The organism is Frankia sp. AiPs1 (assembly GCF_023716945.1).
GTDB lineage: Bacteria > Actinomycetota > Actinomycetes > Frankiales > Frankiaceae > Frankia.
The window spans coordinates 1-13,608 of record NZ_JAMQQF010000127.1 but is presented as its reverse complement, the minus strand read 5'-3'; the positions used below and the strand labels follow the sequence as shown (position 1 = coordinate 13,608).

Sequence of the window (13,608 nt, the reverse complement as noted above, 5' to 3'; positions counted from 1 at the left end):
GTTCGGCAGCGCGGGAGTGCTCGGCGGCGCCGGCCTCGTCGGCGGCGCCCTCGCCCCGAGTGCACTGCCCGGCCTCGGGGCCGGCACCGCCCTGGCCGCCGACGACGCCCGTCACCAACCCGGGATCACCGACCCACCGCCGGACTGGCTGGTCTTCACCGCCTACGACCTGACCGCTGCCGATCCCGGCACGGCGCGCTCGTCGCTCGAGGCGGTGCTGCGCGCGTGGACCTCCGGCGTGCAGACGTTGACGACCGCGCCGGCGTCGGGCGGCGGCCAGGACGGCAGGGGCGACGGCCGGGCGGGGCTGACCGTGACCGTCGGGCTCGGCGCCTCGGTGCTGCGCCGCGCGGGCCTCGACGGGCAGCTGCCCGGGGCTCTCGCCGACATCCCGGCGATGCCCGGCGACCAGCTCGACCCGGCCCGCAGCGGCGGCGACCTCGGGGTGCAGGTGTGCTCCACCGATCCGGCGGCGGCCGTGGCGGCCGCAGCCCAGCTGGGCACGCTCGCCGCGCCGTTCGCGGCCACCCGCTGGGAGCAGCGGGGATTCCTGCCCACCAACCCCGGCTCGGGGGACCCCCCGGGCACCCATCGCAACCTGATGGGACAGCTCGACGGGATGGCCAACCTCCGGCCGGGCACACCCCAGTTCGATCAGGCCGTCTGGGCCACTGGCGAGCCGGCGTGGATGCGCGGCGGCAGCTACCTGGTCCTCCGGCGCATCCGGATGCTGTTCGACGCCTGGGGACGACTCGGCGAGACGGACCAGACCGAGGTGATCGGCCGGCGGCAGTCCGACGGCGTCCCGCTGTCGGCCGGCCCCGGCGGCACCGCGTTCACCGTGCCGGACATCAACGTCCGCCGCGCCGACGGCCAGTTCGCCATCGCGGCCAACGCCCACCTCCGGGTGACGAGCCCGCCCGCGAACGGCGGTGCCGTCATCTTCCGGCGCGCCTACTCCTACGACGACGGACCGGACCCGTCCGGCGCCCGGGACGCGGGCCTGTTCTTTGCGTCCTACCAGGCCGATCCGCGGACGTCCTACGTCCCGATCCAGCAGCGGATGTCCGCGTCCGACGCCCTGAACGCCTTCATCCGCACCACCTCCAGCGCCCTGTTCGCCGTCCCACCCCTGCCCGCGCCGGGCGGCTACCTCGCCCAGGCACTGGTCGAGAACGGCTGACCGATCCCGCCCCCGCAACCAACAAACCCGATGAGCACGGCACGGCGGACGAGCAGGGGGCAATCCTGCTCCGGCGCCTGGCCGCGCTTGTCGTGGCCTGACGGGCGCAGTGACTCCCAGCGACGCCGTAGGAAGCTGCCGCGCCACATCGGGGGGTCCGGGGGGTCGTCCCCCCGGGCAGACATCGCGGCTGGCGGGAAGCCGCCGGAAGGGCAGCGACCACGAGGAATCAGCGCGTGGAGACGAGGGGAATCGAACCCCTAACCCCTGCCTTGCAAAGGCAGTGCTCTGCCAATTGAGCTACGTCCCCTGGACCTGCCTCGGCCGGGCCGCGCCGCCCGGAGGCAGGCGCCGCTCGGTGAAGCGCCCCCTAGACTACGGCATCGAGGCCATCCCGGACCTTCATCCGGACGGGAGTCCGGCGAGTCAGCACCTGCTCTCGGGGGGCCGTCCGACCTGTTCGGTACCCGCCCTGGAGCAGGGCGGTGCGGCTTCTGCCCCTGTGGATAACTTCGACGCTGCCCTTCGGTGGTCGCGGCATGGGGGCTGTGGATAACTTTCACGCTGCCCGTCGAGGGGTTGCGACGCGTGCCTTGTGGATAACTGTCGCGCTGACCGCAGGAGGTCAGCGTCGGAGTCCTGTGGATAACTCCTCACTGACCATCGGAGGGTGGTGGCGCGGGGCAGTTCCGCGGCCACGACGAGCAACCAGGTCAAGTGCGGGAGGCGCCGTGCGGTACGGAATGCACGGTCTGCACGCCCAGACCGTGCAGACCGCACCGCAATCGGCCGCGGTCGGCGGCCGGGCGGGCCGCGGCAGGCACCCTCGGGACGGCGGCCGGCGGGAGGAGGGTCAGGTGCGGCGGAGGGTGGGGTCGATGAAGGCCAGGCGCTCGCGGACCTTGACGGCGAGGTCGCGGAAGTCGGAGTAGCAGCGGCGGACGGCGGTCTGGGTGCCGCCGAGGGCACCGTCGCCGGCGCGCAGCTCGAACATGGGCTTGCGGGCATCGTGGGCCAGCGGGATCAGGTTGGCGTAGTGCCGCAGGGTCGCAATCTCGAAGGAACGGTCGTGGGGGCCGGGGTTGCCGCTGGTGAGCACCGAGGTGGCGAAGACCTCGGGGATGCGGTCGAGCCAGCGGTCGTGGGCCTTGGCCGGGCGGTCGGCGCGGGCGGGTGGCTGCATGACGATGTAGCCGATCGGCATCATCAGGCCGCGGGGCGCGGGAATCCGCTCGGGCACCTTCGGCAGCACGGTGCCCTGCCAGGTCGAGCGCCACTCCCGCAGCGTCGGGCCGAGGTTGCGCAGACCGCGCAGCGAGAACAGGTCCGCGGCCAGCGGCATGAGCACCGTGTCGGCGGACAGCAGCGACGCCCGGTTGATGGCGCCGAGGTTCGGGCCGACGTCGATCAGCACGATCTCGGCGCCGACGCTGCGGGCGCCGTTGTCGATGACCCGGTGCAGCGCCGTCGTCGTCCGCAGCGCGGCGACGTCCTTGCCGAGAAAGCTGTTCGGCCAGGCGGCGGACAGCCGGTCCTCGAAGACACTCAGCTCGACGTCCCCGGGCAGCAGCCAGAGGCCGTCCTCGATCATCACCGGGTCGGGCAGCTCGACGTCCCCGATGCCCTCCATGATCGGCGCGATGGCGGTGGCCATCGTTCCCGTGCCCGCGAAGACCCGCGCGGGGCGCACGTCGAACTCGACGGGCTTGGGCGCCGACGACGCGGTGTCCTCCGGCTCCGCCCAGAGCCGGGTCAGCTCGTCCTCGTCGAGGAACTGCGCGGTCAGGTTCGCCTGCGGGTCGAGGTCCACGGCGAGCACGCGGTGGCCCATCCGCTGAAGCATGTGCGCCAGATGGTAGGCCAGGGTCGTCTTACCGACGCCACCCTTGTTGTTGAACAGCGCCATCGTGATCATGCGCGGATCCGATCGCGCTCGCGCCCCTCGTCCCGCCCCTCGTCCCGCCGCCCGCCCCGTGTGGCCTCACCCCGGTTGTCTCTGTTGTCCGACACGCCAGGCATTCTCTCGCCTGCCCGATTCGCGGGCATGAGCGGGAGACGCCTACCGCAGGCGGCTGCTTCCTGGCGGGGGGCCCGCCGCCGGTCAGAACCAGGGACCAAGCGCGGGCCACTCGGGGCGGCCTGGATCGCGGCCGGTCAGCCAGGCCAGCGCGGGGATGGTCGGGGCGTCGACGACGACGAACTCGTCCCCCCGCCCGACCGCGGTCGACGGCCGGTCACCCGGCGCGAGCAGGACGGTGACCTCCGCCGGCAGCCGCCCCGGCAGGCCCCGCACGGTCCAGGCCCATTCGACCTCGACGTAGGCGGGGCTCAGGTCCGTCCAGCGAGGACCGCCGAGGTCGACGAGGTCAAGATCGACGAGGTGGATCTCGGTCTCCCGCCACCGCAGGAAGACCAGATCGGCGAGGGTCGTCGCGCCGTAGCTGCTGACCCGGCCGAAGCCGGTGCGCCAGACGTCGACGTGGACGGCGTCCCAGGCCCGCTCCAACCTCGCGACGGCGGCGGCGACCTCGGCTCGCACGGTGGCGGCGGGCAGGTCGCGGCCGGCGGCGATGTCGCCGTCGCGCTGCTCCTGGCCGCCCGGGTACTGGTCGCGGCTGTCGCCCCCGGCCGCGGCCTCGACCATCCCGCTGTGGCCCTCGGCGTTGCGGGCCAGATGGGTGAGCAGGTGGGCGACCGTCCACCCGGCCAGCCCCGACGGTCGGCGCAGCACCTCGTCGTCCACCCGATCCACCAGGTCCAGCAGCTGGCGGTGGGCGGCGGCACAGCCGGCCAGGCGGTCGTGCGGCACCACCGAGGGCCGATAGTCGGGGCCGGCGGACCTGGCCGCGAACGACGCCGACGACGACGGCTCGATGCCGGCCTCCTGCGCCGGCCCCGAGTCGGGGCCCACGCCGCCGAGAACCGGGCCGAACTCACGGTCGGCAGCGGCGTCGGCGTCTGCCTCGGGCACGCCGATGGCGGATGGTCGGGGAGAGGACGGGGCAGCCATGTTCCCACCGTGCCCCCGCGGGCGGCGATACGCCAGGCGAAACGCCATACCCGTCACGATGGTCCGAACATCGCAGGAAATCCCGGTTGCATGCCAAGATCACAATTGAATCAGTCGCGACACAGACTCTTTACCGACCGATCCCTTGTTGTCCCGCGAGGCTGCTGGGAGGGTCGAACCCGACTGGACAGCGCCGTCAGGTCATCGCGGTGCCGAGCAGGTCGGGATGGTCAGGATGGACGACAGACGGAGGCCGAGGGCGGATGCGAGCTGAGCGGTGCCCGCGGTGACGGCGTGACGGCGACCGGCGACGCCGGGATCCGCGACACCGGGATCCGCGACGCCGAGATCCGCGACGCCGAGATCCGCGACACCGGGACCGGCGGCACCGAGATCCACGACGCCGGGATCGGCGGCACCGGGACCGGCGACACCCTGATCCACGACACCCGGATCCGCGACACCGGGTCCGGGGCACCGGCAGCGATCGAGCTTGTCGGGGTGGCCAAGGACTACCAGTCCCGCGGCCGGGTGGTGCCGGCGGTCAGCCGCGTCGATCTCGCGATCAGGCCGGGCGAGTTCTTCTCGCTGCTCGGGCCGTCGGGGTGCGGCAAATCGACGACCCTACGGATGATCGCCGGCTTCGAGGAGCCGACCCGCGGTCGCATCCTGTTGCAGGGCCGCGACGTCACCGCGGTGCCGCCGAACCGCCGGGACGTCAACCTCGTCTTCCAGAGCTACGCCCTGTTCCCGCATCTGGACGTGGCCGGCAATGTCGCGTTCGGCCTGCGCCGACGCGGGGTGAGGGGCCGGGACCTGCGCGAGCGGGTCGGGGCGATGCTCGACCTCGTCGAGCTGTCGGAGTTGGCCGACCGGCGGCCGCGGGAACTCTCCGGCGGCCAGCAGCAGCGGGTGGCGCTGGCCCGCGCGCTGGTCAACCGGCCGGCGGCGCTGCTGCTCGACGAGCCGCTGGGCGCCCTCGACCTCAAGCTGCGGCAGACCATGCAGATCCAGCTCAAGGCCATCCAGCGCGAGGTGGGCATCACCTTCATCTACGTCACGCACGACCAGGGCGAGGCGTTGACGATGTCCGACCGGATCGCGGTGATGAACGGCGGCCGGGTCGAGCAGCTCGCCTCGCCGCGGGAAATCTACGAGCGGCCCCGGACTCGCTTCGTCGCCGGGTTCATCGGCACGTCGAACCTGCTGCGCCGCACCGTGCGCGCGGTCGACGCGGCTGGCCCGGGCGGGCGACCCATGGTCGTCCTCGACGCCGGCGCCGACGAGCGGCTCAGCGCCCCGCTGCACCCGCAGACGGGCCCGTTGCGCGCCGGCGACCAGGTCGAGCTGACCGTCCGCCCAGAGAAGATCGAGATGTCGGCGACCCGCCCGGACGGGCCAGGCTGCGCGCTGCGCGGCCGGATCGTCGAGGTCGTCTATCTCGGCACTTACACGACATACACGGTTACCACCCACGGCGGCGCCGAGATCACCGTGTTCTGGCAGAACTCCTCCGGCGCCGGCAACGTCGCCGAGCGCGGGGACGAGATCTGGCTGTCCTGGCTGCCGGAACACTCCTACGTCCTGCCCGGCTCAGCAGCCCTGCCCGAGTCAGGCTCAGCAGCCCTGCCCGAGACAGCAGCCCTGCCCGGCTCAGCAGCCCTGCCCGAGCCGGCAGCCCTGCCCGAGCCGGCAGCCCTGCCCGAGCCGGTCGTCCCGCCTGACTCGATGGACCCGTCCGAGACGGTCGCCCCGGCGGCGGGGACCTCCACGGACCCGGCGGCGTACCGGGTCTCCCCCTGACAGCTCAGGCCAGCAGGCGGACCCGGCGGGCGCACCTGCCGTCGAGCCCGCCCCGACGCAGAGGAACGCGCCCCGTGACGCAGCTCGACACCCCAGGCGACGCCGGCCGCTCCGGCGACGACCGAGGCCACGGCGGCGATCTGCGCGCCGCGGCGCTCGCGGACCCCGCGATGCTGCGCGGCCTGACGCAGGCCCGGTTCGGCCGCCGCGGTCTGCTCCGGTTCGCGGGGCTGGCCGGTGGGGCGACGTTGCTCGCCGCCTGCGGCGTCAGCGGGGAGAAAAAGGACTCCGCGGGCGACGACGCCGCGTCGTTCTGGCGGGACCGGACGAAGGCCGGCACCCTCGACTTCGCTAACTGGCCGCTCTACATGGACGTCGGCTCGACCGACTCCGATCATCCGTCGCTGGACGTGTTCACGAAGAAGACCGGCATCAAGGTCACCTATCGGGAGGTGATCCAGGACAACGAGTCGTTCTTCGCCCAGATCCGACCGACGCTGGCCGCCGGCAAATCGATCGGCTACGACCTGATGGTGCTTACCAACGGCATCACGCTGAGCCGGGTGATGCAGCTCGGTTACCTCGCGCCGCTCGATCACGCCAGGCTGCCGACGTTCGCCGCGAATGCCTCGCCGAATGTGCGGAACCCGACCTACGACCCGGGCAACGCCTACACGATCCCCTGGCAGTCCGGGCTCACCGGAATCGCCTACGACCCGGCGAAGACCGGCCGTGAGATCACCAGCTACAACGACCTGTTCGACCCGAAGTTCGCCGGTAAGGTCGGCATGTTCGGCGACAACCAGGACCTGCCGAACCTCGCACTGCTCGGCATCGGCGTCGAGCCGGCGAAATCAACCCCGGACGACTGGAAGAAAGCCGCCGCGAAGCTCACCGCGCAACGCCGGGACGGAATCGTCCGAAAGTACTACGACCAGTCCTACATCGACGCCCTGGCCGGCGGGGACCTGTGGATCTCGATGGCCTGGTCCGGCGACGTCTACCAGCAGATCGCCACCGGCACGAACCTGAAGTTCGTGGTGCCGTCCGAGGGGGGTCTGCTGTGGACGGACAACATGTGCATACCGAAAACAGCTCCGCACCCGGTGGATGCCATCTCCTACATGGATTTCGTCTACCGACCCGAGATCGCCGGAATGCTCACGGAATACATCAACTACATTACGCCGGTGCCGACGGCGGCCGAGCACGTCCCGGCGGACCTGGCGAAGTCCACCCTGCTGTTCCCGTCCGCCGACGAGCTCTCCCGGGTCAGCCGGTTCCGGGTGCTGACCACCGCCGAGGAGACCGAGTGGAACCGCATCTTCCAGCCGGTCTACCAGTCATGACGGTCGCCGCCGGCGCAGGCGCGCGGTGAGGCGGCAGGCCGGGGCGGCGGGCCCCTACCTCCTCGTCCTGCCCGGCGGGCTGTGGCTGGCCGTCTTCTTCGTCGTGCCGATGGCCGTCATGCTGTCGGTCTCGCTGCAGACCGGAAACGTCGTCGACGGCTTCACGCAGACCTTCAACTTTCGCATCTACGCCGATGCGGTCACCACCTACGAAACCCAGTTCATCCGCTCACTGATCTTTGGCCTGATTGCCACGGTGGCGACGATCCTGTTGGCCTACCCGATGGCCTACTGGATCGCTTTCCACGCCGGCCGGAACAAGTCCAACTACCTGTTTCTCGTGCTGCTGCCGTTCTTCGTCTCGTTCGTCATCCGCACGGTCTCCTGGAAGTTCCTGCTCGCCGACGACGGCATCCTGCTCGGCAACCTGAAGGATGCCGGGCTGCTGCCGGCCGACTTCCACGTCCTGGCCACCTCGTTCGCCGTCGTCGCGGGCCTGACGTACAACTTCTTCCCGTTCATGCTGCTGCCGATCTACGTGGCGCTGGAGCGGGTCGATCCGCAGCTGCTGGAGGCCGCCGATGACCTGTACGCGAACCGCCGGGAGGTGTTCGGCCGGGTCGTCCTGCCGCTGTCGATGCCCGGGGTGTTCGCCGGATTCCTGCTCACCTTCGTCCCGGCGACCGCGGACTTCGTCAACGCCTACGTCCTCGGCGGCACGAACACCACCATGATCGGCAACATCATCCAGACGACGTACCTGACGAACGCGGACTACCCCCTCGCCTCGGCGGTGTCGTTCATTCTGATGGCCGTGCTGCTCATCGGGATCTTCGGCTACGCCCGCCTGCTCGGCACCAGGGACGTCCTGGAGATGAGCGCACGATGACCATCCTGGATGCCGCCCCGCCCCGCCTCGGCCCGGCGGGCGAGGACCGATCGAGGTCCGGCCGGCGCAGCGGACGGCTGGGCCAGCGGCTCCTGCACGCCTACACCTGGCTGATCCTGCTCTGGCTGGTGCTACCGATCATCGTGATGATCGTTTTCGGTTTCAACGACCGGGTGGGCAAGCGCAACAACACCTGGAACGGTTTCACCCTGCGCTGGTGGGGCGAGCTGTTCGCCATCCCCGACCTGACCACCGCGCTGGTCAACTCGCTGACGATCGCGTTGCTGTCCACCGCCGTCGCCACCGTGCTCGGCACCCTGATGGGCCTCGGGCTCGGCCGGCACAGCTTCCGCGGCCGCGGCGGCGTCGAGCTGCTGATGTTCGCCAACATCGCCGCGCCCGAGGTGGTGCTCGGCGCGTCGCTGCTGTCGCTGTTCATCACGATGGGCGTGCCGCGGGGCTACCTGACCATCCTGATCGCGCACATCATGTTCAACATCTCCTACGTGGCGGTGGTCGTGCGGGCCCGGCTCGCCGGTTTCGACAGCTCCGTCGAGGAGGCCGCTCGCGACCTCGGCGCCGGCCCGTTCACCACGTTTCGCCTGGTCACGTTGCCGCTCATCCTGCCGGGAGTGGTCTCGGGGGCCTTGCTCGCCTTCGCGATGTCGATCGACGAGTACGTGATCACGACGTTCAACGCGGGCAGCACCCTGACGTTCCCGCTGTGGGTCTTCGGCGCCACCAGGGTCGGCGTGCCGCCCCAGGTCAACGTGATGGCCACGATCATCTTTGTGGCCGGCGTGCTGCTCGCGCTCGGCAACGCGCTCCTGCTGCGGCGCCGTCGGGTCTGACCCCGGCCGGCCGTAACATGGCGGAAACGCGGTCGGGCAAAAATCGCCGGGACTACCGGCATCCGGCCCCATCCGCGCCGATGCCCGACGGGAGGAGGTGGGGATGTTCACCACGCCCCGCTTTCTGCAGGGGATCGTCCCGTTCGAGGGCAAGGGTCTGGACGCGCCGTTCCCACTCGGCCCGGCGTTCACCTATGTGGTCCCGGCCGGCGTCACCGCCCAACCGCTGTACTTCCGCGGCGGCAACTCGACCAGCGAGCTGATCTGCCTGATCCTGCAGCGTGACGGTGCACCGATGCGCTTCTTCCCGATCGGCGCCCGCGGCTCCGTCCACGTCCCGCTGCGCGTGGTCGAGGATCTGGCTCCCGCGACCCGGATCGAGCTGCACCTCGCCGCGCCCGCGGGGCTGCTCGGCACGCTCGTCGCCGACGTCGGCATCGTCGAACTCTGAGCTCGGGGCAGCGGCGGGCTCAGCAACTCGGCCGGCTCGGTAACTAGGCCGGCTCGGTAACTAGGCCGGCTCGGTAACTAGGCGGGCTCAGTCCTCGGGGGGGCTCAGTCCTCGGGGGGCCGGCTGCGGCGGTCTCGTTTCGTCGCGGACCGTTGCTTCTTGGCCTGCAGGCGCCGCTCGACGGCCCCGCGCGAGGGCCGCGTCGCCCGCCGGGGCCGCGGTGGCGGGGCGGTCGCCACCCGCAGGGCGTCAACCAGCCGGTCGAGCGCGGCCTCCCGATTGCGCAGTTGCGAGCGCTGCTCGCTGGCGACGACGGTGAACACGCCGTCGGTGAGCCGGTCGGCCAACCGCGCGAGCGCGCGCTGCCGCAGCATCGGCGACAGCGTCGGCGAACCGGCGACGTCGAAGGAGAGCTCCACCCGCGAGTCGGAGGTGTTCACCGACTGGCCACCCGGCCCGGACGAGCGCGAATACCGCCAGCGCAGCTCGGCCGAGGGCAGTACGAGACCCGCGCGAACCGGGATCTCACGGGGCAGCATGGCTCCCATGGTGCCCGACACCGCACTCGACGTCAGGCGAGTTCCGCGCCGCCGCGGGCGGCCCACCGCAGCCGTGAAGGTAAAAAGGTCAGCGGCCGGCGGCCGGGGACCCGGCGGTGGACGTCGCCTCCCGCCAGAGGTCGACCTCCTCCTTGCCCCGAGACCGCCGCCGGGCGGCGGAGAAGGCGGCCCCCGCACCAGCCAGCAGCGCCAGCACGGTCATCTTGCGCGCCATGTCGACTCCTTCGTCGGCGTCCTCGGCCGGCGGTGGCCCAGTCGTTCCACGGTATCCCGGCCATCGCCGGCGTGTCCGCACCGGATCAGCGACGAAGCAGGCCGCGCAGCCGAGAGCGGGCGGGCCAGGACGGCGGCGGCCTCGACACCTCGTAGGCGGGGAACGCCCGCTCGGCCACGTCAACCAGCATCGCCACGTCGATGGGCCGCAGCACCACCCCGGCGGACAGGATGTACTCGGCCACCCCGGTGGCGGGCAGCAGCAGCACGCCCTCGACGAGGGCGAGGCCGGCGGGCACCTCGGCGCGGGCGAAGGCGACGACCGGTTGGACCTCGAGCTGCCAGCCGTCGGGCAGCTCGCCGAGCAGTTGGGCGGTGGCCTCCTCACTCATCCACGCCACCAGGCCGAGCATCGCCCGCAGCGGTACCTTGCCGGCCCAGACGCCGGCCGCGTTCTGGCGGACGGGCCCCTGGTGGGCATCGGTCTCGATCACCCAGGCCCCGGACGGCCCGATGACGAGGTGGTCGATGTTGCCGGCCGAGTCCGCCAGGCAACGATCGTGCAGGACGGTGTAGCCGGCGCGGACCAGCCGGTCGAGGGCACGGGCGGTGCTGCGTTCGGCCTCCGCGTCCTCGCGCCAGGCCTCGATCTCCGGCGGCGTACGCAGGAAGCGCACGGCGCCGACGACGCCGACCGCGAGGGCGGCGAGCACCGCAAGCTGGGCGGTCACGACGCCGGGCAGCCCGGCGAGGGCGCACAGCACGGCGAGGACCAGGGCCGCGCCCACCGCGAGGGCCGCGCCGACGGCCAGCGCCCGACCTTTGTGATCTCCGCGTTCGGCGGAATACAACTGTTTACGCCGCAGGTACTCGGCCATGGCCGAACGTCCCGCTGACTGTCGATCGGACACGGCCGCAGTCACCACCTCCCGGCGCCGTCATGACGCCGTCGCGCTCGGCGTTGTCTCCGGGTCCGGGACCGGGGCGGGCGCCAGTTCGTCACGGCGCGCTACCGGCTTTCTGGTCCATCCCGGTCACCATTCCATCGAATACACAACAGCGACAGGGTCAGGGGCGTGGAATATGCGAGGGAGAGCCACGTTGAACCCACATCTATACCACCCGTCGGCGAACCGGCCGAGACGACACCACGCACGACGGCCGGGTAGGGAACGGGCCGCGCAGGGGAGAACCCCCGGGAACGCCGCCACCGGGCGCCGTGCCGACGGTGGTAGCACCGAGAAGGAGCCGCAGGATGCCACGTCACGTGACACTCCGGGGATCCGGGGACGATGAGCCTCTGTCATCCCACCGGTCACCCGCAGCGCCGTCGCCAGGCCGACAGTCGCCTGCCGGACAGCCCTCCGCCCCGGCTCACCCGAAGGCGGCTCACCCGGCGGTGGCACAGCCGAGATCGACACAGCCCGAGTCGGCACGGCCGGACCGGCCCGTCGACCTCGACGCGGTGTGGGCCTTCGCCGCGGGCTGCGTCACCCCGGTCGAGAACCCCGCGGGTGGATCACTCTCGGTACCCGCCGGCGAGCTCGCGCACCTCCAGACGGGCGAGATCGGGCACCTCCAGACGTCGGTGGGGATCGAGACGGAGTGGTTCGTCGTGGACAGCCGCGCGGTCCACCAGCCGGTCCCGCCCGCGCGGACCCGCCGGGCGCTCGACCGGATCGCCGGTCTGACGACCGGCGCCGCCGGACCGGTCCTGCCGGCAGGCAGCCGGCTCACCTTCGAGCCCGGCGGCCAGTTGGAGCTGTCAGGTCCGCCGGCCGGGCTCGCGGCCGCAGTCCAGGCCACCGCGGCGGATCTGCACCTGGTGCGGGCGGCGCTGGCCGAGGACGGCCTCGCGATCGTCGGGATGGGGGTCGACCCGCTGCGCGCCGGGGTGCGCCAGACCACCGCGTCCCGCTACGCCGCCATGGAGGAACACTTCCGCACCGGTGGGGGGACCTCCGGTGAGGTGATGATGCGCTCGACCGCGTCCGTCCAGGTAAATCTGGATCTCGGCGCCACGTCCGCGCAGGCGGTCGACCGGTTTCGGCTGGCTCACACGGTCGGGCCGGTGCTGACCGCGGTGTTCGCCGCCTCGCCGGCGCTGACCGGCCGACGCACCGGCTGGCGCTCGACCCGCCAGGCGGTCTGGTCGGGCATCGACGCGGGCCGCACCGGCTCCGTGCTGGACCTGCCCGCGCAGCCGGCGGCGGGCGGCGAGGCGGGGTCCGATGCGGCGACGGCACGCCCCGGTGATCTCGCCGACCGCTGGGCCCGGTATCTGCTGGCGGCGAAGCTGATGATGATCGGCGACCCGGCGGGCGACCTCGGGCCCGGCGAGGACCGCCGCTTCGTCGCGGCCACCGGCGGCCACACGTTCGGGGACTGGATCGCCGGGCGGGGCCCGGTCGAGCGGGCACCCACCCTCGATGATCTGTCGTATCACGCGACGACACTGTTCCCGCCCGTCCGCCCACGGGGCTGGTGGGAGCTGCGTTACCTCGACGCCCAGCCGGGCGAGGGCTGGCGGGTGGCGGTGGCGGTGGCCACCGCCCTGCTCGACGATCCGGTCGCCGCCGAGGCGGCGGCACAGGCCTGCGCACCGGTGGCGCGGCGCTGGCCGGCGGCCGCGATGCTCGGCATGGCCGACGAGCCCCTGCGGTTGGCGGCGGTGCGCTGCCTGGAGCTGGCCGCCGCCGCGCTGCGCCGCGCCGGCTGCGCCGACCTCGCGGACGCGGTCGAGGTCTTCGCCGAACGTTATCCACAGCGGGGCCGATGTCCGGCCGACGAGCTGTCCGAGCGGTTCATCCTGATCGGCCCGACCGGCCTGCTGCGCGAGGAGGCACAACAATGCGTATCGGTCGCCTGACCCAGGATCCGGGGCCCTCAACTGCGCCGATCACCGCCCAGGCCGTGGCCGACGCGCTCGACCTCGCGCGGGCGCGCTCGCTGGCCTACACCGACGTCGACGCCGAGGAACTCCTCCGCCAGCACTCACCGCTGATGTCGCCGCTGGTCTGGGACCTCGCCCACATCGGTAACTACGAGGATCTGTGGTTGGTGCGCGCGCTCGGCGACGCCGCGACCCGGCCGGGCCTGGACGACGTCTACGACGCCTTCCGGCACAGCAGGGCCAGCCGGATCCGCCTCGCCCTGCTCGGCCCGGCCGAGACCCGCGGTTACCTGCGCGAGGTCCGCGGCCGGACTCTCGACGCCCTCGACCGGCTCGCGCCGCTGCCCGCCGACGCCGGGGAGACCGACGCGCCGCCGGTTCCCGGCGCCGACGGACTCGGCGCGCC

General features: G+C 72.2%; 13 protein-coding genes and 1 tRNA gene. 8 read left to right on the top strand and 6 right to left on the bottom strand.

The genetic code is table 11. The features are described from left to right. Window positions 1–1,183, top strand: a 1,183-nt coding sequence (locus tag ND748_RS13880) for a Dyp-type peroxidase (RefSeq protein WP_251746220.1), incomplete at its 5' end; no start/stop codon positions are given. Window positions 1,184–1,420: 237 nt separating this feature from the next. On the opposite strand, the gene ND748_RS13875 is transcribed toward ND748_RS13880, so the two are convergent. From ND748_RS13875 to ND748_RS13865, 3 genes are all read right to left on the bottom strand, one after another. Then, window positions 1,421–1,493, bottom strand: a tRNA-Ala gene (locus tag ND748_RS13875). Between the two features lie 543 nt (window positions 1,494–2,036). Then, window positions 2,037–3,098, bottom strand: a complete 1,062-nt coding sequence (locus ND748_RS13870) for a ParA family protein (RefSeq protein WP_251746219.1) — start codon at window positions 3,096–3,098, stop codon at window positions 2,037–2,039. 186 nt (window positions 3,099–3,284) lie between these two features. Next, entirely contained in the window at window positions 3,285–4,193 is a 909-nt protein-coding gene (locus ND748_RS13865; RefSeq protein ID WP_251746218.1) for a maleylpyruvate isomerase N-terminal domain-containing protein, read from the bottom strand. 435 nt (window positions 4,194–4,628) lie between these two features. Between ND748_RS13865 and ND748_RS13860 the strand changes: the two genes are divergently transcribed. From ND748_RS13860 to ND748_RS13840, 5 genes are all read left to right on the top strand, one after another. Beyond that, entirely contained in the window at window positions 4,629–5,996 is a 1,368-nt protein-coding gene (locus ND748_RS13860) for an ABC transporter ATP-binding protein (protein WP_285902080.1), read from the top strand. 74 nt (window positions 5,997–6,070) lie between these two features. Beyond that, entirely contained in the window at window positions 6,071–7,345 is a 1,275-nt protein-coding gene (locus tag ND748_RS13855) for a spermidine/putrescine ABC transporter substrate-binding protein (RefSeq protein ID WP_251746216.1), read from the top strand. Between the two features lie 25 nt (window positions 7,346–7,370). Continuing rightward, a complete protein-coding gene (locus ND748_RS13850; RefSeq protein ID WP_251746215.1) occupies window positions 7,371–8,234 on the top strand; it encodes an ABC transporter permease in 864 nt (287 codons plus the stop codon). Beyond that, on the top strand, window positions 8,231–9,085 hold the full coding sequence (locus ND748_RS13845) for an ABC transporter permease (RefSeq protein ID WP_251746214.1): 855 nt from the start codon (window positions 8,231–8,233) through the stop codon (window positions 9,083–9,085). The genes ND748_RS13850 and ND748_RS13845 overlap by 4 nt, the downstream gene beginning before the upstream one ends. A gap of 103 nt (window positions 9,086–9,188) precedes the next feature. After that, entirely contained in the window at window positions 9,189–9,536 is a 348-nt protein-coding gene (locus ND748_RS13840) for a molybdopterin oxidoreductase (protein ID WP_251746213.1), read from the top strand. 104 nt (window positions 9,537–9,640) lie between these two features. Here the strand turns inward: ND748_RS13840 and arfB are convergent, their stop codons facing one another. The 3 genes from arfB to ND748_RS13825 all read right to left on the bottom strand — a co-directional run bounded on the left by arfB (window position 9,641) and on the right by ND748_RS13825 (window position 11,187). Continuing rightward, a complete protein-coding gene (arfB, locus tag ND748_RS13835) occupies window positions 9,641–10,075 on the bottom strand; it encodes an alternative ribosome rescue aminoacyl-tRNA hydrolase ArfB (RefSeq protein WP_251746221.1) in 435 nt (144 codons plus the stop codon). 88 nt (window positions 10,076–10,163) lie between these two features. Next, window positions 10,164–10,310 (bottom strand): DLW-39 family protein, encoded by a 147-nt coding sequence (locus ND748_RS13830; protein ID WP_251746212.1) that lies wholly within the window; start codon window positions 10,308–10,310, stop codon window positions 10,164–10,166. Between the two features lie 85 nt (window positions 10,311–10,395). Next, entirely contained in the window at window positions 10,396–11,187 is a 792-nt protein-coding gene (locus tag ND748_RS13825; protein ID WP_251746211.1) for a nuclease-related domain-containing protein, read from the bottom strand. A 377-nt stretch (window positions 11,188–11,564) separates the two neighbouring features. Here ND748_RS13825 and egtA point away from each other — a divergent pair, with 377 nt between their 5' ends. Next, on the top strand, window positions 11,565–13,178 hold the full coding sequence (gene egtA / locus ND748_RS13820) for an ergothioneine biosynthesis glutamate--cysteine ligase EgtA (protein WP_251746210.1): 1,614 nt from the start codon (window positions 11,565–11,567) through the stop codon (window positions 13,176–13,178). After that, window positions 13,160–13,608 (top strand): DinB family protein (locus tag ND748_RS13815; protein WP_251746209.1); only part of this gene is annotated, 449 nt, incomplete at its 3' end. The genes egtA and ND748_RS13815, both read left to right, overlap by 19 nt.

What these genes read in the sequence shown, in the direction of transcription:
- ND748_RS13840 (WP_251746213.1), top strand. Translation starts at nt 9,189, where the DNA reads ATGTTCACCACGCCCCGCTTTCTGCAGGGGATCGTCCCGTTCGAGGGC.
- ND748_RS13865 (WP_251746218.1), bottom strand. Translation starts at nt 4,193, where the DNA reads ATGGCTGCCCCGTCCTCTCCCCGACCATCCGCCATCGGCGTGCCCGAG.
- egtA (WP_251746210.1), top strand. Translation starts at nt 11,565, where the DNA reads ATGCCACGTCACGTGACACTCCGGGGATCCGGGGACGATGAGCCTCTG.
- ND748_RS13830 (WP_251746212.1), bottom strand. Translation starts at nt 10,310, where the DNA reads ATGGCGCGCAAGATGACCGTGCTGGCGCTGCTGGCTGGTGCGGGGGCC.
- arfB (WP_251746221.1), bottom strand. Translation starts at nt 10,075, where the DNA reads ATGCTGCCCCGTGAGATCCCGGTTCGCGCGGGTCTCGTACTGCCCTCG.
- ND748_RS13845 (WP_251746214.1), top strand. Translation starts at nt 8,231, where the DNA reads ATGACCATCCTGGATGCCGCCCCGCCCCGCCTCGGCCCGGCGGGCGAG.
- ND748_RS13825 (WP_251746211.1), bottom strand. Translation starts at nt 11,187, where the DNA reads ATGGCCGAGTACCTGCGGCGTAAACAGTTGTATTCCGCCGAACGCGGA.
- ND748_RS13870 (WP_251746219.1), bottom strand. Translation starts at nt 3,098, where the DNA reads ATGATCACGATGGCGCTGTTCAACAACAAGGGTGGCGTCGGTAAGACG.